This window comes from Candidatus Fermentibacter sp. (assembly GCA_030373045.1).
Classification (GTDB): Bacteria; Fermentibacterota; Fermentibacteria; order Fermentibacterales; family Fermentibacteraceae; genus Fermentibacter.
This window is the reverse complement of record JAUCPW010000039.1, coordinates 1-15,465: the sequence shown is the minus strand read 5'-3', so window position 1 is coordinate 15,465 and position 15,465 is coordinate 1. Positions and strand designations below refer to the sequence as shown.

The following is a 15,465-nucleotide window of genomic DNA, read 5'->3' as shown; positions in this document are numbered from 1 at the left end:
CCCGTGATCTCCCGATCCTAGAAGAGGGCCTTTATCGCCCCCCAGGTCTTCGAGTCGAGCACGTCGTACCAGGTGGAACGGATGAAGTAGTCGCCATGGGGGCTCGGCTCCCATGTCGAGAAGTCGTCGCTCTGCAAGCTGTGGTCCGTCGCGCCTGCCGAGTAGTCTTCGAGGATCGACGGCCATCCGCCGGTGGACATCTCGGAGCTCATGAGCACCCAGAAGTCGTCGTTGAAGTATACGGAAGGAGTCAGGGTGACAATGCAGGGTGCGTAGTGCAGGGCCGTCACGGAAGTCTGGTCGAACAGCATGCCGGGGCCGGAGGATCCCCCGTCGTAGAGCAGGCTGTAGAAGCTCGCGGTGTCCCAGGGATAGGAGGGATGGTGGTAGAACCAGAGTTCCGAGTGTGTGGCGACCCAGCCCGAGTAACCGAAGTCGTCGAGATGGAACCACACTCCCCTGTAGAGCCCGGACCAGGACAGCCAGTAGGCAGATCCGTCGTCGTACGAGATCTGTGCGTCGTTACCCGGGATGTAGAGCGGGTGGTCGAGCAGGATGCCGCCCGCGCCGAAGGCGAACGAGGCTGCCATCACAGTCACCAGAGCAGCATGTCTCATGGCGGCTCCCTCCAGATGTGAAACCACAACGTGAATAGCATACGCGAACCCCGGTCAGGCGCAAAGGCTGCAAGGCGGTTCACGTTGATGTCGGAGCGGCGAATCCTGAAGCACGGCTCAGGAACCGGACTTGATCTCCGCGAAGGTGGCGGATTCGAGCGCCGATTCGCCGTCGAACTCCAGAACCGGGATCACGCTGGTCAGGCTGCCCGACGAGGCCGCGAACGGCCCGGAGGCGCATCTCATCGTGCCGGTGTTCCACTGCCAGGTGTACACGCACTCCGATCCGATCTCCTCGCCGTCCGACCACATGATCTCGATCACGAGGTTGTGCGTTCCCCCGTACCAGTAGGCCGTGTCCAGGTCGAACGGAATCCAGGAGTCCGGCAGAGCCTCGAGGTAGAGGCTGTCGCGGCTGAACAGCAGCGTCCTGGTGCCGGGGATGATGTTGTTCTCGAAGGTCGACGTCATGACGTCCGAGTCGGTGAGCCCAGCCCATATCTGGAAGTCGGTGTAGTTCGTGCCGGCCGGCGTCGAGCCGGAGCTGTGCCTCTTCAGGGACAGCGTCTCGATCCCGAAAGCCCCGCCCATCTCGGAGTCGAGCACCACCACCTGGTAGTGCAGCGACTCGATTCAAGAGACGCAGAGCGGTTCGCCCGACGAGAGCTCCTCGGAGCCGATGGTCAGCGTTGCAGATGCGGCCGGGATGGCTGCAAGAAGCGTCACGAGGAGCCATGGAACCCGCCGGGGCATCAGAAGCCCTCCTCGAATGCGGTCTTCACTTCGGCGAAGGTCGACCCGTCGAGCGCGAGCGTGCCTGTGAACATCAGCTCGGACATCTGCGTGGAGAGGACCCCGGTGGCCGACGAAAGGCTGCCGGCCTTCACGGAGCGGGCCGCGCCAGTTTCCCACTTCCAGGTATAGAAGCTGTAGGAGGTGTTGGCCGAGGCCCACTGGATGTCGATCAGCAGGTTCTGCTGGCCGCCATACCAGTAAGGGGTGGAGAGGGTCACCGGCTCCCACTCGCTGGCCGCCGCGCTCAGATCGAGAACCGATCCTGAATAGACGAGCGTCTTCGTCCCGGGTACCCAGTTCTCCTCGAACGTGGAGCCGAGAACGTCCTCCGCGCAGAGACCCATGTAGATCTCGACGTCGTAGTAGTGTCCCTGGTCGTCGCCGTTGGGCGCCCTCTGCCAGGCTAGTGAGGTTATCTGCATGGCGCCGTTGGTCTCGCTGTCGAGCACCACCACCTGGTAGTGCATCTGGGCGCTTCAGGAACCGCACCAGGGATCGCTGGACGGCATGCCCTGGCTGCCGACGACCACGTCGGCCGCACCGGCGAGCGCGAACAGGATCGGAACCGTGAGCAGGTGCTTCATCGACCCTCCTCTGTCTATGCGATGACTCCTCACTGACTGCTGCAGGAACGATGCACGGGTTGCACCATCCCGGCAATATCTGCATAGTTGCCCAACAAAGCAAGAAGGGACGGATGACGTGACAGAGGGAAACGACGCGTACAGGCGGAGGGCCTCGATACTCTCCGCGCTCGCGAATCCTGCCCGCCTCCATATCGTCGACCTCCTGGCCGGCGGAGGCAGGACCGTCGGAGACCTGTCGGAAGCCGTAGGGCTCGACATATCCACTGTGTCGAGGCACCTCGAGAAGCTGCGGAACGCCGGGCTGGTGCGCGACCGCAGGGAGGGCACCAGGGTGTACCACACCCTCGCCGCGCCGTGCGTGCTCGATTTCTTCGCCTGCGTGGAGAGGGTGCTCGGAGGAGGGGAGTGCGAAGCTCCCCTGTGCGGCAGGGAGGCGGATGGATGACGCGCGACCTCCGCACTATCCTCTTCCTCGCAGCACTGGTGCTGGCTGCATGGTTCCTTCCCGTCGGATCGCCCCGGTTCGATGCGTCTCTCATTGAAGCCTTCGCGATGCTCAACGAGTACGCCAGGCTCCACATACTGCTCTGCCTCGTGCCGGCCCTCTTCATAGCCGGGGCGATCGGCGTCTTCCTGAACAGGGATTCCGTGCTCTCCTACCTCGGTCCGGGCGCTAACCGGCTGAAGGCCTACGGCGTGGCCTCGGTGTCTGGCACGATACTCGCGGTGTGCTCGTGCACGGTGCTGCCGATCTTCGCGGGCATCTACACGATGGGCGCGGGGCTGGGCCCGGCGGCCGCATTCCTGTACAGCGGGCCGGCCATCAACATCCTGGCCATCGTCATGACGGCAAGGGTCCTCGGGATCGGGATCGGGATCGCACGGGCGATCGGCGCGGTCGTCTTCAGCATCGTGATAGGCCTGCTCATGAGCCTTTTCTTCAGGAAGTCGAAGTCCGAGCTCGCCAGGACAGGCAGGGCCGGAAGCCACTCCGCTCCCGTGCGGCCTCTGTGGAGAACCGTCCTCTTCTTCGCCTCGATGGTCGGCATCCTCGTTTTCGCCAACTGGGGGAGCCCCGAAGGGGCGGCACCCCTCTGGGTGTTCGTGGCCCGGATCAAGTGGTGGATCGCATCGGCTTTCGCGCTGTTGCTCGCGGTCATCCTGGCGGTCGACTTCGGGGCAGGCTGGAGGAGGGTGCTGCCGGCCTGCATCCCGGTGGCGGTCCTGGCCCTGATGCTGCCCGGCAAGCCCGTCTATGCCTTCACGGCCGGGATCGGCGCGGTGGGATTCCTTGCCGCAACCGGCGGGCCGCAGCTCCGCGAGTGGTTCGACGCCACCCTGGGATTCGCGAGGCAGATCATCCCCCTGCTGTTGGGCGGCGTGCTCGTAGCTGGATTCCTGCTCGGTCGCCCAGGCCACGAGGCCATGGTCCCCTCGGCGTGGATCGCCCGGGCGGTCGGCGGGAACACGATCTCCGCCAACCTGTTCGCATCTGCCTCGGGAGCGCTGATGTACTTCGCCACCCTCACCGAGGTTCCGATACTGCAGGGGCTGATGGGATCGGGGATGGGGAGCGGTCCGGCCCTCGCCCTGCTCCTTGCAGGCCCCGCCCTGTCGCTGCCGAGCATGCTCGTGCTCCGGAGCATAATGGGCTTCAGGAAGACGCTGGTCTATGTGGCACTGGTGGTCGTGCTCTCGACGGTCACCGGCCTGATCTACGGCTCGATCGCGGGCTGACGGGAGGTCGTGATGAGGATCCAGGTCCTGGGAACGGGGTGCCCGAAGTGCGCGAAGCTCGAGGAGCACGTGCGCGAGGCCGTCGCACGGGCCGGGATGACGGACGTCTCGGTCGAGAAGGTGAAGGACCTGAAGGAGATCATGGCCTTCGGCGTGATGATGACCCCCGCGCTCGCAGTCGACGGCGAGGTGCTGGTGACGGGCCGGGTGCCGGGGGTCGACGAGCTCGTTTCGATGCTCTCCGGAAGACGGTAGATAATACCATCAAGGCTGGTTGAAATGAAGATGATCGGCAGGATCGCGATCCTGACTGCGGTAGCCGGGCTTGCGGCAGCGGCCGTACTGACCCGGGAAGGCGGCAAGGGCCCGGAACCGGCGCCGGAGGAGCCGGTCACGACCTCCCTTCCGAAGGTGGTGGACCTCGGCTCGCAGATGTGCATCCCGTGCCAGACCATGATGACGGAGCTCGACAGGCTCGCCGACATGACCATGGGCACGATAGACATCGAGTTCATCGACATCAACGAGAACCAGACCGCGGCGCAGGCGTACGGGATCAGGGTCATCCCGACCCAGATCTTCATCTCCGAAACCGGGGAGGAGCTGTGGCGGCACGAGGGCGTCCTGTCCGCCGAGGACATGGTCGCGGCGTGGGCCGAGCTGGGATACGACGTGATCCCGGAGGAGCCCGTTGAATGAGTTCCTGACAGGCCTGGGGAGGGCGGTCGAAAGCCCGGCGCCCTTCATCGGGCTCGTCGCGGCCCTCCTCTGGGGCGTCCTGAGCATCGCCCTGAGCCCCTGCCACCTCGCGAGCATCCCCCTCCTGGTGGGCTACATCTCGAAGGAGCCGGAGGCGTCCACGAAGAAGGCCTTCAGGATATCGGCCTCCTTCGCGTGCGGAGTCTTCCTTGCGGTGGCCGCACTGGGAGCAATCACCCTGGGCGCCGGCAGGATAGCAGGGGACATCGGACACACCGGCGGGATCATCCTGTCGGTGCTGATGATCCTCTTCGGTCTCAACCTCGTGGAGGTCTTCACCATTCCCGCTCCCGCGCGGACGATGCCTGGTAGGGTACGGTCCGGCCTTCCCGGAGCGGCCCTGTACGGGCTCGTCTTCGGCGCGGCGGCGGGGCCGTGCACCTTCGCCTTCATAGCTCCGCTCCTGGGGGTGATCCTTGCTGCGCAGGCATCCCGACCTGCATTCGCCGCGGGGATGATGGGAGCCTTCGCCGCCGGCCACTGCGGCGTCATCCTGCTTGCCGGCACGTTTTCGGGCGCGGTGTGCAGGTTCCTGAACTGGAACGAGAAGTCGGGCAGGCTGGCGGGGCTGCGTCGCATCGCAGGCGCACTGGTCATCCTGGCCGGCATCTATCTTCTGCGAAAAGCGCTGTGACATCGCCGCAGACAGAGGAGGGGTCGCGAACAGCCGGGTTCACGCGGCAGATGATGTCGAGGCGGCGAGACGAGGAGGGCGGGGAGTCGTGACCACTGTTTCATCCAGCCATGACGCGAGGCGGTTGTCCAGCCCGTTCGAGAGGTATCTCACGGTATGGGTCCTGCTCTGCATCGGAGCGGGAATCCTGCTGGGAAGGCTCGCCCCCGACCTGGCGGCGAGGCTCGACGGCTTCTCGATCCGCGCGGGCGGGGCGCCCGTGATCTCCATACCCATAGCTGTCTGCCTGTTCTTCATGATGTACCCGATCATGGTGAAGATCGACTTCGCGTCGGTCGTCAGGGCGGGCGGCAGCGGCAGACCGGTCTGGCTGACGCTGTTCGTGAACTGGGCGGTCAAGCCGTTCACGATGTATGCGATCTCGCTGCTGTTCCTGGGCGTGCTCTTCCGCGGCCTGATCGGAGTCGAAGCCGTCGATCTCGTCAGGATGCCCTTCGGCCTGGACCTGCCGATCGGCTCCACTCACGGCGCGGGCGTCGTGGTGATGGAAGGCGGCGTGAAGATGCTCCAGGTCCCTCTCTGGAGGAGCTATTTCGCAGGGTGCATCCTACTCGGGATTGCGCCGTGCACGGCCATGGTGCTCGTGTGGGGATACCTGGCCAGGGGGAACGACGGGCTGACCCTCGTGATGGTCGCCATCAACTCGCTCACCATGCTGGTCCTGTACGGTCCGCTGGGCGGGTTCCTGCTGGGTGTCGGCCGCCTGCCCGTGCCCTGGCAGGCCCTTGTTCTCTCCATCGCCATATACGTTGCCCTTCCCCTTGCAGCGGGCTACCTCTCCAGGAAGCTCATCATCAGGGCCAGGGGCGAGAGGTGGTTCCGCGAGCGATTCCTCCACAGGCTGACCCCGGTCACCATCGCAGCCCTGCTCATCACCCTCATCCTGCTCTTCAGCTTCAAGGGTGAGACGATCCTCTCCAATCCGCTCACGATCCTGTGGATAGCGATCCCCCTGTTCATCCAGACGAACCTCATCTTCTGGCTGGGCTACAGGCTCGCACGTCTTCTGAAGCTGCGCTACGAGGACGCGGCGCCCGCTGCGATGATCGGGGCCTCGAACCACTTCGAGGTCGCGATAGCCACGGCCACGATGCTGTTCGGCCTGTCATCGGGGGCCGCCCTCGCCACCGTGGTCGGCGTGCTCATCGAAGTGCCCGTCATGCTGATGCTCGTGCGGATCTGTCTGAGGACCAGGGGCTGGTTCCATCCGGCTCGGGCAGGAGAGTGACGGCCGGGCACGCAGGCCTTTGACGCCGTCTGAGCTTGTATCTATCTTGCATCCAGCTTGTCGACGGCGCGCCATGACGGTCTGCCGCCTGCCAGCCTCGAGCCCCTGACCGGGCGCAACAGTAGGGGGTCATGATGCACTCCGGAAGGTTCTTCGTGCTGCTTGCCCTGGCGTTCCTGACGGCGATACCGGCACAGGCTGCGGAGATGCCCGCCACCATGAGCGGCGTACTGCACAGCCTTGCCGCCGTGCCCGCAGTAGACCTGGCCCAGTCCTCCCAGCCGATCTGCATGCCCTTTGCAAATGTGATCGACCAGAACCAGCCGAGCGCCACAGTCTACATGGCCGCCTTCGCACAGTACGACCTGGCGCAGTCGTTCCAGCAGACCAATGCCAACATCTCCGGGGCCGGCATAATGCTGTACTCGGGTTCCGGCACCAGTGACAACGTGACGATCCAGCTCTGGACGGACCTTCCCAATGCCGGCGGCACGATGCTGACCCAAGCCAGCGCCACGGGCACCGCCGGCGAATGGGTAGACGTCTTCTGGACGGCCGTTCCCGTGACTCCCGCAACCACCTACTTCCTCGTCTTCACCGGGAACACGACCCTCGGCATCAACGGCGACACGGCGAATCCCTATCCCTACGGCTGCGTCTACGCGAACACCGGCTTCATGCAGTTCGCCGGCTTCGACTACACGTTCCGCACCTACTACGACGACGCCCTCAGCCTCGAAAGAACCACCTGGGCCGAGGTGAAGTCGGCCTTCTAGACCGGGAACACGGCACGATCCCAGGCGGGGCGGCCAGTGCCGCCCCGCCTTTTCGTCATCAGCTCCATATCCTTGACCCTTCGCGGCATACCCGTCATCATCCATTCGTGTTCAGACAGACAGGAGGGATCGCGATGGGCAGACTAGCCGCCATCCTTCTTCTCTTCTCCACTCTCTCCTTCTCCGACTCTGAAATCCAGACCGACTGGTCGGGCGGGCCCGGCACCCCCGGGCCTGTCGGGGGATGGTACGATTCCTTCAAAGACGAGATCGCCGCCGACTGGTGGGGGTCGCCTGGTTCTCTTCTCCTCGGCCATGGGAGACAGTACGACATCGGATCGGGCTGCTGCCAGATCGGGGCTGCCGATTTCGACGGAGACGGAGACCTTGATGCGGCAGCCTCCTGCAACTGGATCAACGCGGTGGTATGGTGGGAGAATCTGTCCGGGGGTACCGGCTGGATGGAGCATGTGATAGCCGGGTGCATCGAACCGGAGGGCCTCACGGTCGGCGATTTCGATTCCGACGGTGACTGCGACGTCGCGGCAGCCTCAGAGACCGGCAACAGCTACTGGTACGAGAATTCATCGGGCGGGTCGGCATGGACCATTCATGGACTGGCGAACACCGGATCCAACATCAGGACGCTCGACGCTGGAGATGTCGACGGCGACGGTGATATCGATATCCAGACATGCATCGAGCTCTCCGATGACGTTGTCTATTGGCAGAACACCGGCCAGGGCATGGAATGGTCGAGGTATACCGTCGACCCGGATTTCGATGGGGCATGGGCTTCAGTTCTCGCCGACATCGACGGCGACGGGGATCTCGACATTGCAGCCACCCGGCGCTCCTACACGTACGAGAACGGAGAGATCCACTGGTGGGAGAACAGCAACGGTTCGGGCACGTCGTGGAGCGAGCATGTCGTGGATGCGACGTATATCGATCCCAGGAGCATCACAGCCGGAGATGTAGACGGGGACGGTGACATCGACCTGGCGAGCACCTCCTTCAACTTTTACAATGGACTCATCACCTGGTGGGCCAATGCAGACGGTTCGGGGGAGTCCTGGTACGAGCACACGATATGCACCGGGTTCAACTACGCCCACTCGGTCACCCTGTCCGATTTCGACGGGGACGGTGACTGCGATGTGGCTGGAGCCTCCATCGCCCCGACGAACGATGTCGTCTGGTGGAGGAACCTGAGTGGTACAGGGACGACATGGGAGTCCGCATGGCTAGCGACGGACATGACGGAGGCCCGGACCACCCTGGCTGCCGACTTCACCTCGGATGGGCGCGATGACCTCATGGCAGCCGGCTCGGAGAACTCGGTGATCTGGGACATGACGGGACGATCTTCGAGCGGCAGCCTGACGTCGTCCATCCTGGACGCCGGATGGCCCGGTAATAACTGGGTTTCCATCTCATGGACGGGAGACCAGCCGGCGGGAACCAGCATCGGATTCCAGGTATGGGCGACGGACCAACCATACTCTCCGGAAACCTGGTCCGATACACTCTGGAGTCCGTCCTCCCTGGTCGGCGTAGTGCCCCAGGGAACGAGGTATTTCCAGTACCGGATCGTGATGACGTCAAACTCCCTGCCACAGGTCACTCCCGTCCTCTTCGACGTCCAGGTGACCTGGAATCCCCTTGGGATAGGTCAGGAGGAGCAGGCTGGCATCGCCTTCGACCCGGTTTCGCCCAATCCCGCGCACGGCCGTGCATTCCTTTCCTTCGAGCTGCCTGCTCCGGGAACGGTGGAGTTCGACGTGTTCGACTCCTCGGGGAGGCTGGTTGCCTCTCGCGGGCCGCAGGAGTACGCGCAGGGCGGCAGCAGCATCGGGATCGGGGATCTTCCTCCCGGAGTGTATTCGGCTGTGATGGTGACGGGGGATTTCAGGGCGTCCCGGCGCTTCGTGATCATCGACTAGACACTTGACTTGCCCTCCCTCCGGCGAGATGAATTGCATCCGTAATCCATGGAGGGAGGTCCGTGTTGTCTTTCGCACTGCTCGTGTCCGCCATCGTTTCCTTCGGCGTCCCCGGAACCCCCGAGGTACCGGAGGTGCCCGAAGTCCCCGAGATGCCTGAAATCGACGTGCCGGGGGTGGCACTGCTCGAGGAGATGGCCACCGAACTCGACGGCATCGGCGCCTCGGTCGCCGATCTCGAGACGCTGCTGCCCGAGCTGGCGGCCATAGACGATGCCGCAGCGAAGCTGCGCGAGCTCAACGACCTCGACCCCGAGGTCGCCTCGATCCTCGAGGAGCTCGAGGTCTACCGCGCCGAGGCCGTCACCGCCCGCGACAGGATTGTCGAGGTCCGTGAGTCCATCACGGCCACGATGGACGAGGTCAGGGGCGAGGTGGAGGCCGTCCGCGCCGAGATCGACGACTTCGTAGCAGCAGTTCCCGGCGTCTGATCCCATTTCGAGCAGGCGGCGGCGACTGATCACCAGTCAGCCGCCGCCGCATCCTTTCATGCAGTCTCCATTCCTCGGGTACCGGCAATCGGCACCCTGTCCGCCGCCGTCTCTCCGAACATCAGGGGATTCGTAACCATCGAGCAGATATGAAGGTCCGGGCGCCTGTCATCGTCCGGGGCATCCATCGCCGCCCGCTTGCCTTCCTCTGGGTGGAACTGCATACATTCGTAACGGGCATGGACGAAGAGGTCTTCTCAGGACGGGGGGCGTCATGAGATCGAAAATCCTCTCCATACCAGCATTTCTCCTCGTCATAGCAGCGGTAGCGGGCGCTGATTCTGCAACACAGACCAGCTGGACGGGCGGCCAGGGGGTCCCGGGCCCGGTCGGGATGCCGCCCGGGTGGGCGGAGTCGTTCCAGTCATCCTCGCCGTCGATCGGGTATTCGTCCATACCCGGCGTTCTCTCTCTCGCATATCCCGAATGCATGATCCACCCGGCTGCCACCCTGGCATTCACATGCGGCGATCTGGACGGCGATGATGACATCGATGTGGCAGCGATAGACGAGGGCGGCAACGGGTACTGGTTAGAGAACGCGGGTTCGGGCACGGGATGGGCGATGCACTCCGTGCCTGCACTGACCGAGATCTACCAGTACTCCAATACGTTGGAAGCTGCAGACATGGACTCGGACAACGACATCGACCTGTTCGTCTCAGGCGACGCGGTGTACCTGGGATGGGCGGAGAACCTTGATGGCTCGGGGCTCTCGTGGTCGTACAACGACCTTTCCGATACAGCCATTCCTCCAGGATACTCCGCTCTGGCCGACGTCGACGGGGATCTCGACATCGATGTGATCAACTGCTACGGCGAATACAACCATCTGACATGCCTCGAGAACCTCGACGGGTCCGGGCTTCTCTGGAACGAGCACGTGCTCCATTCCACAGGATGCGAGGCATGCTGCATCGCAGACATCGACGGTGATGGAGATCCTGACCTCGCCGCAACGTCACCTTGGCAGGCAGAACTGCGATGGTACAGGAACGACGGACTCGACTCGTGGGCAAAAAGCGGAATAGCGACCTTCAACTATCCCGAGAGAGTCGATGCCTGCGACATCGACGCGGACGGCGACCAGGACCTGGTGACCACGGCCGTCAACGAGAACGAGGTCCTCTGGTTCGAGAACGCGAATGGATCGGGCACTTCGTGGAACGAGCACACGATCGATGCCACCCTCGAACTGCCTGAATACGTCGCCGCTGATGACTTCGACGGCGACGGCGACGGTGACGTGATCTGCGGAGCGGGTTACCTCGAGGATCCCTTGAAGTTCTACGAGAACAGCGGGACGGGATGGATCGGGACGACTCTCGACCCTTCCTCGAGAGCCGTAGTCCTCTCCTCCGACATCGACTCCGACGGGACAGCCGATGCACTGGCATTCAGCAAGATGTACCCACCGGACTGGATCAAGTGGTGGAGCATGGTCTATCCGGGAAGCGGATGGCTCGAATCCAGCATCCTCTACCTCGGATGCGATCCGGGGTGGGGCAGCATCGGATGGAATTCGGAGACACCCTCGGGAACGTCGGTATCGTTCCAGGTACGGGCATCGGACGACCACACCCAGATGGGAGCCTGGTCGGGCACGCTGAGTGCACCCTGCAGCCTCTCCGGGATCCTCGCGGACAACGCCAGCTACCTGCAGTACCGGGCGCTGCTGGCATCCTCCGAGCCGGATGAGACGCCGCTCCTGAATGACGTCACCGTGTTGTGGAACAACCTCGGCACCCCGGAGGAGGAGCCCCCGGCGGGGCTGGAACTCAGGGTGGTGTCGCCGAATCCATCGTCAGGGACTATGTCGATCGAGTTCGGGCTCCCGCAGGGAGGCCGGGCGGACGTGACCATCCTCGACCTGGCAGGGAGGATCGCAGCTTCCGAAACCGGAGCGGAATACACGCCGGGTTGGCACTCCGTGAGGTTCGCCGATCTCGTTCCGGGCGTGTACCACGCGGTCGTACGGGCCTGCGGCAGCCGGGAGGCCGTGCGCTTCACCGTCATGGAATGATCTGACGGCAGGGGAGTACTGTCGGGATCTCTCCGTGGTCAGTCCAGCAGCACGAACTCCCCGGTGACGACACTTCCGCCCGGCAGGGTCGCAACTGCCCTGTAGGCTCCGGCAGGGCAGCGGCTGCCATCGGCCTGCAGCCCGTCCCACGACACCACGCATGCTCCGTTGTCGACAGGCTGCCCCTGGAGCCTGGTCAAGAGCCTGCCGCAGCTGTCGTATATGTCGACGAGGGGAGTGCCGGGCGCTTCGACGGCGAATGCGAGATCCACCGAACCGCACGAGGGGTTGGGAAGCACGCGCAGCATGGCCCCGGCATCGGACCCGTCGTCCTCCACCGAAGCCGTCGGGTGCACTACGATGCAGGTGACGGATGCCGGCTGGAACGTCCAGTCGATGCCGGATGCGCCGCATGGGAAGGAACCTTCGTACCGGATGCCCGACGTGCCGTTCCAGGGAGCCTCCAGAGATGCATCGCATGTTATCGACCACGCCTCGAACGAGGTCCCCGGGACCCATCCATGGATCTCGACCGAGGCTTCCACGGGCTCATCCAGGTCGCGGTTCAGGGCCATGACCGACACCGATCCATCGCCCGTCAGGCTGCTCCAGGCCTCGAGCCCGTGCTCCATCGCAGCCGCGCAGTCCGTTTCGACGAGGGTCCCCCCGAATCGTTCCGAATAGAGCCTCAGCACATGGGCGCCCATCCTGGCCGAGAGGGTGTCCGTCCTGATCTGCCCGAACAGCGGGAACTCGCCTTCCGTGCCCTCGGCTATGGAGTACACGGCGGCAGCGGGGGCGCCTGCACGGGCAAGGTGCCCGATGCAGTCGGCCACGACCAGTCCGTCGAGGTAGTTCCACCAGGCCGGGTCCTCCGCCATCACCGCGACGTTGTACTCCATCATCCACAGGGGGATGCCGGCGCACCCCGGCACTGCGTCGAGGGTGGCCCTTATCTGTGAATAGCGGGCCTCGAGCGGGATCGAGGAGCTGTCGGGGCTCCAGAGCAGGTCGTGGTACATCGTGCTGTCGGATTCCCAGACCCAGACGGGGTAGTAGTGGGCGTCCATCCAGTCGACGGATGATGCATTCGGCCCCATGACCGGCCCGATCCACGACAGGTCGCCCGAGAGGGAGAGGCCCCCGATCTCGATGGGGATGGGCGAGGCGGCCCTCATGGCGTCTGCGTACTCTCCGACGAGATCCGAGAACTGGCCGGGCGTGCAGAACACCGAGTCGGTCCAGCCCCAGCTCTCGAAGGGGATCCCGAAGTGCCTGTAGAAGGTCATCGTGCCGAACGGCGTCGGATAGGTGCCGCCGGCTATGTCCGGCTCGTTCCCGATGCACCAGAGCGTCACGTCGTATGGCTCCGGGTGGCCTCGCTGCGCGCGCAGCGCGCCCATAGGGGTCCCGGTTCCTCCGTTGCAGTACTCGACGAGCCGCGCGGCCTTTGCCGGGTCGTCGATCTGGTGGTTGACGGTCAGCACGGGCTCGGCGCCCGCCTCCTCCGTGAACTGCAGGATGTCGTCGATGCTGCACGGTGATGGGACGACGACGATGCCCGACCCGAAGTAGTCGACGTAGGATGCACCCTCGTACCCGAACCCCTCCCAGTCCCAGTACTCGGCCGCGATGCCGCCCCAGCGCAGCAGCGGGACGCCCGTCTGCGCGACGAGGGCCGGGAGCCCGGGGAGGGATACGTCCTGCGTGATCTCGTCGCCCGAGGAGAGGAGCCTGTCGGGAACCCATCCCGCCCACTGCGCCGGGTAGACGTCCATGGTGACGGACTGCGCGAGGAATACAACCGGGATCAGCAGATCCATTTCTCACCTCGCTTCGAATATCGAGCGCGGATCCGCATGGCGCCAGACCTTCGGAGGTTTTCTTGCACCCGTGCAACCGACGAATTATCATCGGGACGGAATGTGGCCTGCATGCAATTCTCGAGGCAAGGGGGTCGCCATGAGAACAGCATCCGCCATCTGCATCCCGCTTCTGCTCCTGGCTGTACCGGCATTCGCCGATTCGGCAACCCAGACATCATGGATCGGAGGCCCGGGTGTCCCGGGGCCGGTCGGCTCCTGGGGCGACAGCTATTCCGAGAGCTCGCCGGAATGCCAGTGCCAGTCAGGATACGTCAGCCTTCTTGAAATGATGGAGCATACGGTGTTCCCGAGTGGCGGAGGGTATGGAGAAGCCGTAGCCGGCGATCTGGACGGCGACGGAGACAACGATCTCATACACGGCTTCGGGGGCTACGATCAGCTCTACTGGTTCGAGAACAATGGCTCGGGCTCGGAATGGGAGAGTCATTACATCTGCTATGAAACCATGTCCTCGGACCTGACCTGCTCCGATCTGGACGGCGACGGTGATCAGGACATCCTGTTCAGCAACAGTGCGGGTGCATATTACCTGTTATGGTTCGAGAACGAGGACGGGCAGGGCGGTTCATGGTCCGACCACGGCTTTCCCGGCACGATCCCCTGGACGCCGAAATTCGCAACGGTCGATGTCGAACCTGACGGCGATCAGGATATCATCCTATTCGGCGACTCGACCGATCCGCTCTACATCGCTGTGAACCTCGGCGGATCGGGGCTGGATTGGGATCTGGAAACGCTCAACTCGACGGGATGCCTCGGCGGTTCCGTCGGTGACATAGACGGCGACGGAGACCCTGATTTTGCGGGTGCCAGATATGGATGCCTGTGCTGGTACGAGAACGGTGACACGGATATATGGGCCATGAATACGGTATCCGCTACGTCCGACCCGCAAAGGGTCGAGGTGCTTGATGTCGACGACGACGGCGACATGGATCTCGTATCGAATAATGTCGAGTACGACGACATGCTCTGGTTCGAGAACCTGGACGGCCAGGGAGCTTCCTGGCAGGAACACCTCATCTATGGGCTGATCGACATGCCGCGATCCATCGCCGCCGCTGACCTCGACGGAGATGGCGACGCCGATGCGGCATGCGGTTCCCGGCAGATGTCTCTTGAAAATGGAAGCGTGATCGTGAGGAACGGCGGCTCCTCCTGGCACGCTTTCAAAGTCCAGCCGACTGGCGTGGCATTCGTGAGCACGGGAGACATGGACTCGGACGGCATCGAGGATGCGCTCGTCAGCGATCTGTACGAGGGCTCGCTCAAGTGGTTCCGGCTGCTGGGCGGTTCCGTCGAGGCATCGCTCGAATCCAGCATCCTCTATGTCGGCTGCGATCCGGACTGGACAGGCATCACATGGACGGCCGTCACCCCGTCCGGCACGTCCGTCTCCTTCCAGGTGAGGTCCTCCGACGATTTCACAGACATGGGGGAGTGGTCCGGTCCGATCGCGACCCCGTGCAGCCTCTCCGGCATTCTCGAGGACTGCGACAGCTACGTGCAGTACAGGGCAATACTCTCCAGGACGGTCTCCGGCGTCGTCCCCGTACTCTATGACGTCACGATATCGTGGAACAACCTCGGCACCCCGGAGGAGGAGCCGCCGGTTTCCTTCACCGTCCTTCCGGTCTCTCCGAATCCAGCCCACGGAGCGCTGTCGATCACCTTCGGCGTCCCGTCGGCGGCGACCGTGGAACTCTCGGTGTACGATCTCGCGGGACGGGTGGTGTTCCGGACAGGACCGGCCGGGTACCAGGCGGGCTATCACGATATCCAGCCCGGAGAGCTTTCCCCGGGCGTCTATCTGGCGGTCGGGAGGTCGGACGGGATACGGAGCACGGTTCGCTTCACCGTGCTGGA

The 15,465-nt window shown here is 63.9% G+C and carries 15 protein-coding genes; 11 read left to right on the top strand and 4 right to left on the bottom strand.

All coding sequences use genetic code 11. The annotated features are described in order from the left end of the window. Window positions 1-17: 17 nt before the first annotated feature. From QUS11_07065 to QUS11_07055, 3 genes are all read right to left on the bottom strand, one after another. Complete coding sequence (locus QUS11_07065) at window positions 18-617, bottom strand: hypothetical protein (GenBank protein ID MDM7993059.1); 600 nt, start codon at window positions 615-617, stop codon at window positions 18-20. Between the two features lie 117 nt (window positions 618-734). Continuing rightward, entirely contained in the window at window positions 735-1,229 is a 495-nt protein-coding gene (locus QUS11_07060) for a hypothetical protein (GenBank protein MDM7993058.1), read from the bottom strand. 140 nt (window positions 1,230-1,369) lie between these two features. Next, window positions 1,370-1,879: a hypothetical protein gene (locus QUS11_07055; protein MDM7993057.1), complete on the bottom strand. Its 510-nt coding sequence runs from the start codon at window positions 1,877-1,879 to the stop codon at window positions 1,370-1,372. A 235-nt stretch (window positions 1,880-2,114) separates the two neighbouring features. On the opposite strand from QUS11_07055, the gene QUS11_07050 reads away from it, so the two are divergent. The 10 genes from QUS11_07050 to QUS11_07005 all read left to right on the top strand — a co-directional run bounded on the left by QUS11_07050 (window position 2,115) and on the right by QUS11_07005 (window position 11,713). Next, a complete protein-coding gene (locus QUS11_07050; protein ID MDM7993056.1) occupies window positions 2,115-2,444 on the top strand; it encodes a metalloregulator ArsR/SmtB family transcription factor in 330 nt (109 codons plus the stop codon). Further along, window positions 2,441-3,736 carry a permease gene (locus tag QUS11_07045; protein MDM7993055.1) on the top strand — a complete coding sequence of 432 codons (1,296 nt, stop codon included), beginning with the start codon at window positions 2,441-2,443 and terminating at the stop codon, window positions 3,734-3,736. Before QUS11_07050 ends, QUS11_07045 begins: the two co-directional genes overlap by 4 nt. A 12-nt stretch (window positions 3,737-3,748) precedes the next feature. Continuing rightward, window positions 3,749-3,991, top strand: a complete 243-nt coding sequence (locus tag QUS11_07040) for a thioredoxin family protein (GenBank protein ID MDM7993054.1) — start codon at window positions 3,749-3,751, stop codon at window positions 3,989-3,991. Between the two features lie 24 nt (window positions 3,992-4,015). Then, the gene (locus QUS11_07035; protein ID MDM7993053.1) at window positions 4,016-4,435 is read left to right on the top strand and encodes a thioredoxin family protein; all 420 of its coding nucleotides are present in this window, start codon (window positions 4,016-4,018) and stop codon (window positions 4,433-4,435) included. Then, window positions 4,428-5,129, top strand: coding sequence for a cytochrome c biogenesis protein CcdA (locus tag QUS11_07030; GenBank protein MDM7993052.1), 702 nt, complete (start codon window positions 4,428-4,430; stop codon window positions 5,127-5,129). The genes QUS11_07035 and QUS11_07030 overlap by 8 nt, the downstream gene beginning before the upstream one ends. 88 nt (window positions 5,130-5,217) lie before the next feature. Next, window positions 5,218-6,417 carry an ACR3 family arsenite efflux transporter gene (gene arsB, locus QUS11_07025; protein ID MDM7993051.1) on the top strand — a complete coding sequence of 400 codons (1,200 nt, stop codon included), beginning with the start codon at window positions 5,218-5,220 and terminating at the stop codon, window positions 6,415-6,417. Window positions 6,418-6,548: 131 nt separating this feature from the next. Next, window positions 6,549-7,193, top strand: a complete 645-nt coding sequence (locus tag QUS11_07020) for a hypothetical protein (GenBank protein MDM7993050.1) — start codon at window positions 6,549-6,551, stop codon at window positions 7,191-7,193. 134 nt (window positions 7,194-7,327) lie between these two features. Then, window positions 7,328-9,139, top strand: a complete 1,812-nt coding sequence (locus tag QUS11_07015) for a T9SS type A sorting domain-containing protein (protein MDM7993049.1) — start codon at window positions 7,328-7,330, stop codon at window positions 9,137-9,139. A 65-nt stretch (window positions 9,140-9,204) separates the two neighbouring features. Then, entirely contained in the window at window positions 9,205-9,630 is a 426-nt protein-coding gene (locus QUS11_07010) for a hypothetical protein (protein ID MDM7993048.1), read from the top strand. A 274-nt stretch (window positions 9,631-9,904) separates the two neighbouring features. Continuing rightward, window positions 9,905-11,713: an FG-GAP-like repeat-containing protein gene (locus QUS11_07005; GenBank protein MDM7993047.1), complete on the top strand. Its 1,809-nt coding sequence runs from the start codon at window positions 9,905-9,907 to the stop codon at window positions 11,711-11,713. A 38-nt stretch (window positions 11,714-11,751) separates the two neighbouring features. On the opposite strand, the gene QUS11_07000 is transcribed toward QUS11_07005, so the two are convergent. Further along, on the bottom strand, window positions 11,752-13,536 hold the full coding sequence (locus QUS11_07000; protein ID MDM7993046.1) for a FlgD immunoglobulin-like domain containing protein: 1,785 nt from the start codon (window positions 13,534-13,536) through the stop codon (window positions 11,752-11,754). 139 nt (window positions 13,537-13,675) lie between these two features. Between QUS11_07000 and QUS11_06995 the strand changes: the two genes are divergently transcribed. Beyond that, window positions 13,676-15,465: FG-GAP-like repeat-containing protein (locus QUS11_06995; GenBank protein ID MDM7993045.1), on the top strand; the 1,790-nt coding region annotated here is incomplete at its 3' end.

Excerpts from the sequence above, each read along its gene's own strand:
- QUS11_07005 (MDM7993047.1), top strand. The coding sequence starts at position 9,905 with ATGAGATCGAAAATCCTCTCCATACCAGCATTTCTCCTCGTCATAGCA.
- QUS11_07055 (MDM7993057.1), bottom strand. The coding sequence starts at position 1,879 with ATGCACTACCAGGTGGTGGTGCTCGACAGCGAGACCAACGGCGCCATG.
- QUS11_07015 (MDM7993049.1), top strand. The coding sequence starts at position 7,328 with ATGGGCAGACTAGCCGCCATCCTTCTTCTCTTCTCCACTCTCTCCTTC.
- QUS11_07040 (MDM7993054.1), top strand. The coding sequence starts at position 3,749 with ATGAGGATCCAGGTCCTGGGAACGGGGTGCCCGAAGTGCGCGAAGCTC.
- QUS11_07045 (MDM7993055.1), top strand. The coding sequence starts at position 2,441 with ATGACGCGCGACCTCCGCACTATCCTCTTCCTCGCAGCACTGGTGCTG.
- QUS11_07020 (MDM7993050.1), top strand. The coding sequence starts at position 6,549 with ATGATGCACTCCGGAAGGTTCTTCGTGCTGCTTGCCCTGGCGTTCCTG.
- QUS11_07035 (MDM7993053.1), top strand. The coding sequence starts at position 4,016 with ATGAAGATGATCGGCAGGATCGCGATCCTGACTGCGGTAGCCGGGCTT.
- QUS11_07000 (MDM7993046.1), bottom strand. The coding sequence starts at position 13,536 with ATGGATCTGCTGATCCCGGTTGTATTCCTCGCGCAGTCCGTCACCATG.
- QUS11_07065 (MDM7993059.1), bottom strand. The coding sequence starts at position 617 with ATGAGACATGCTGCTCTGGTGACTGTGATGGCAGCCTCGTTCGCCTTC.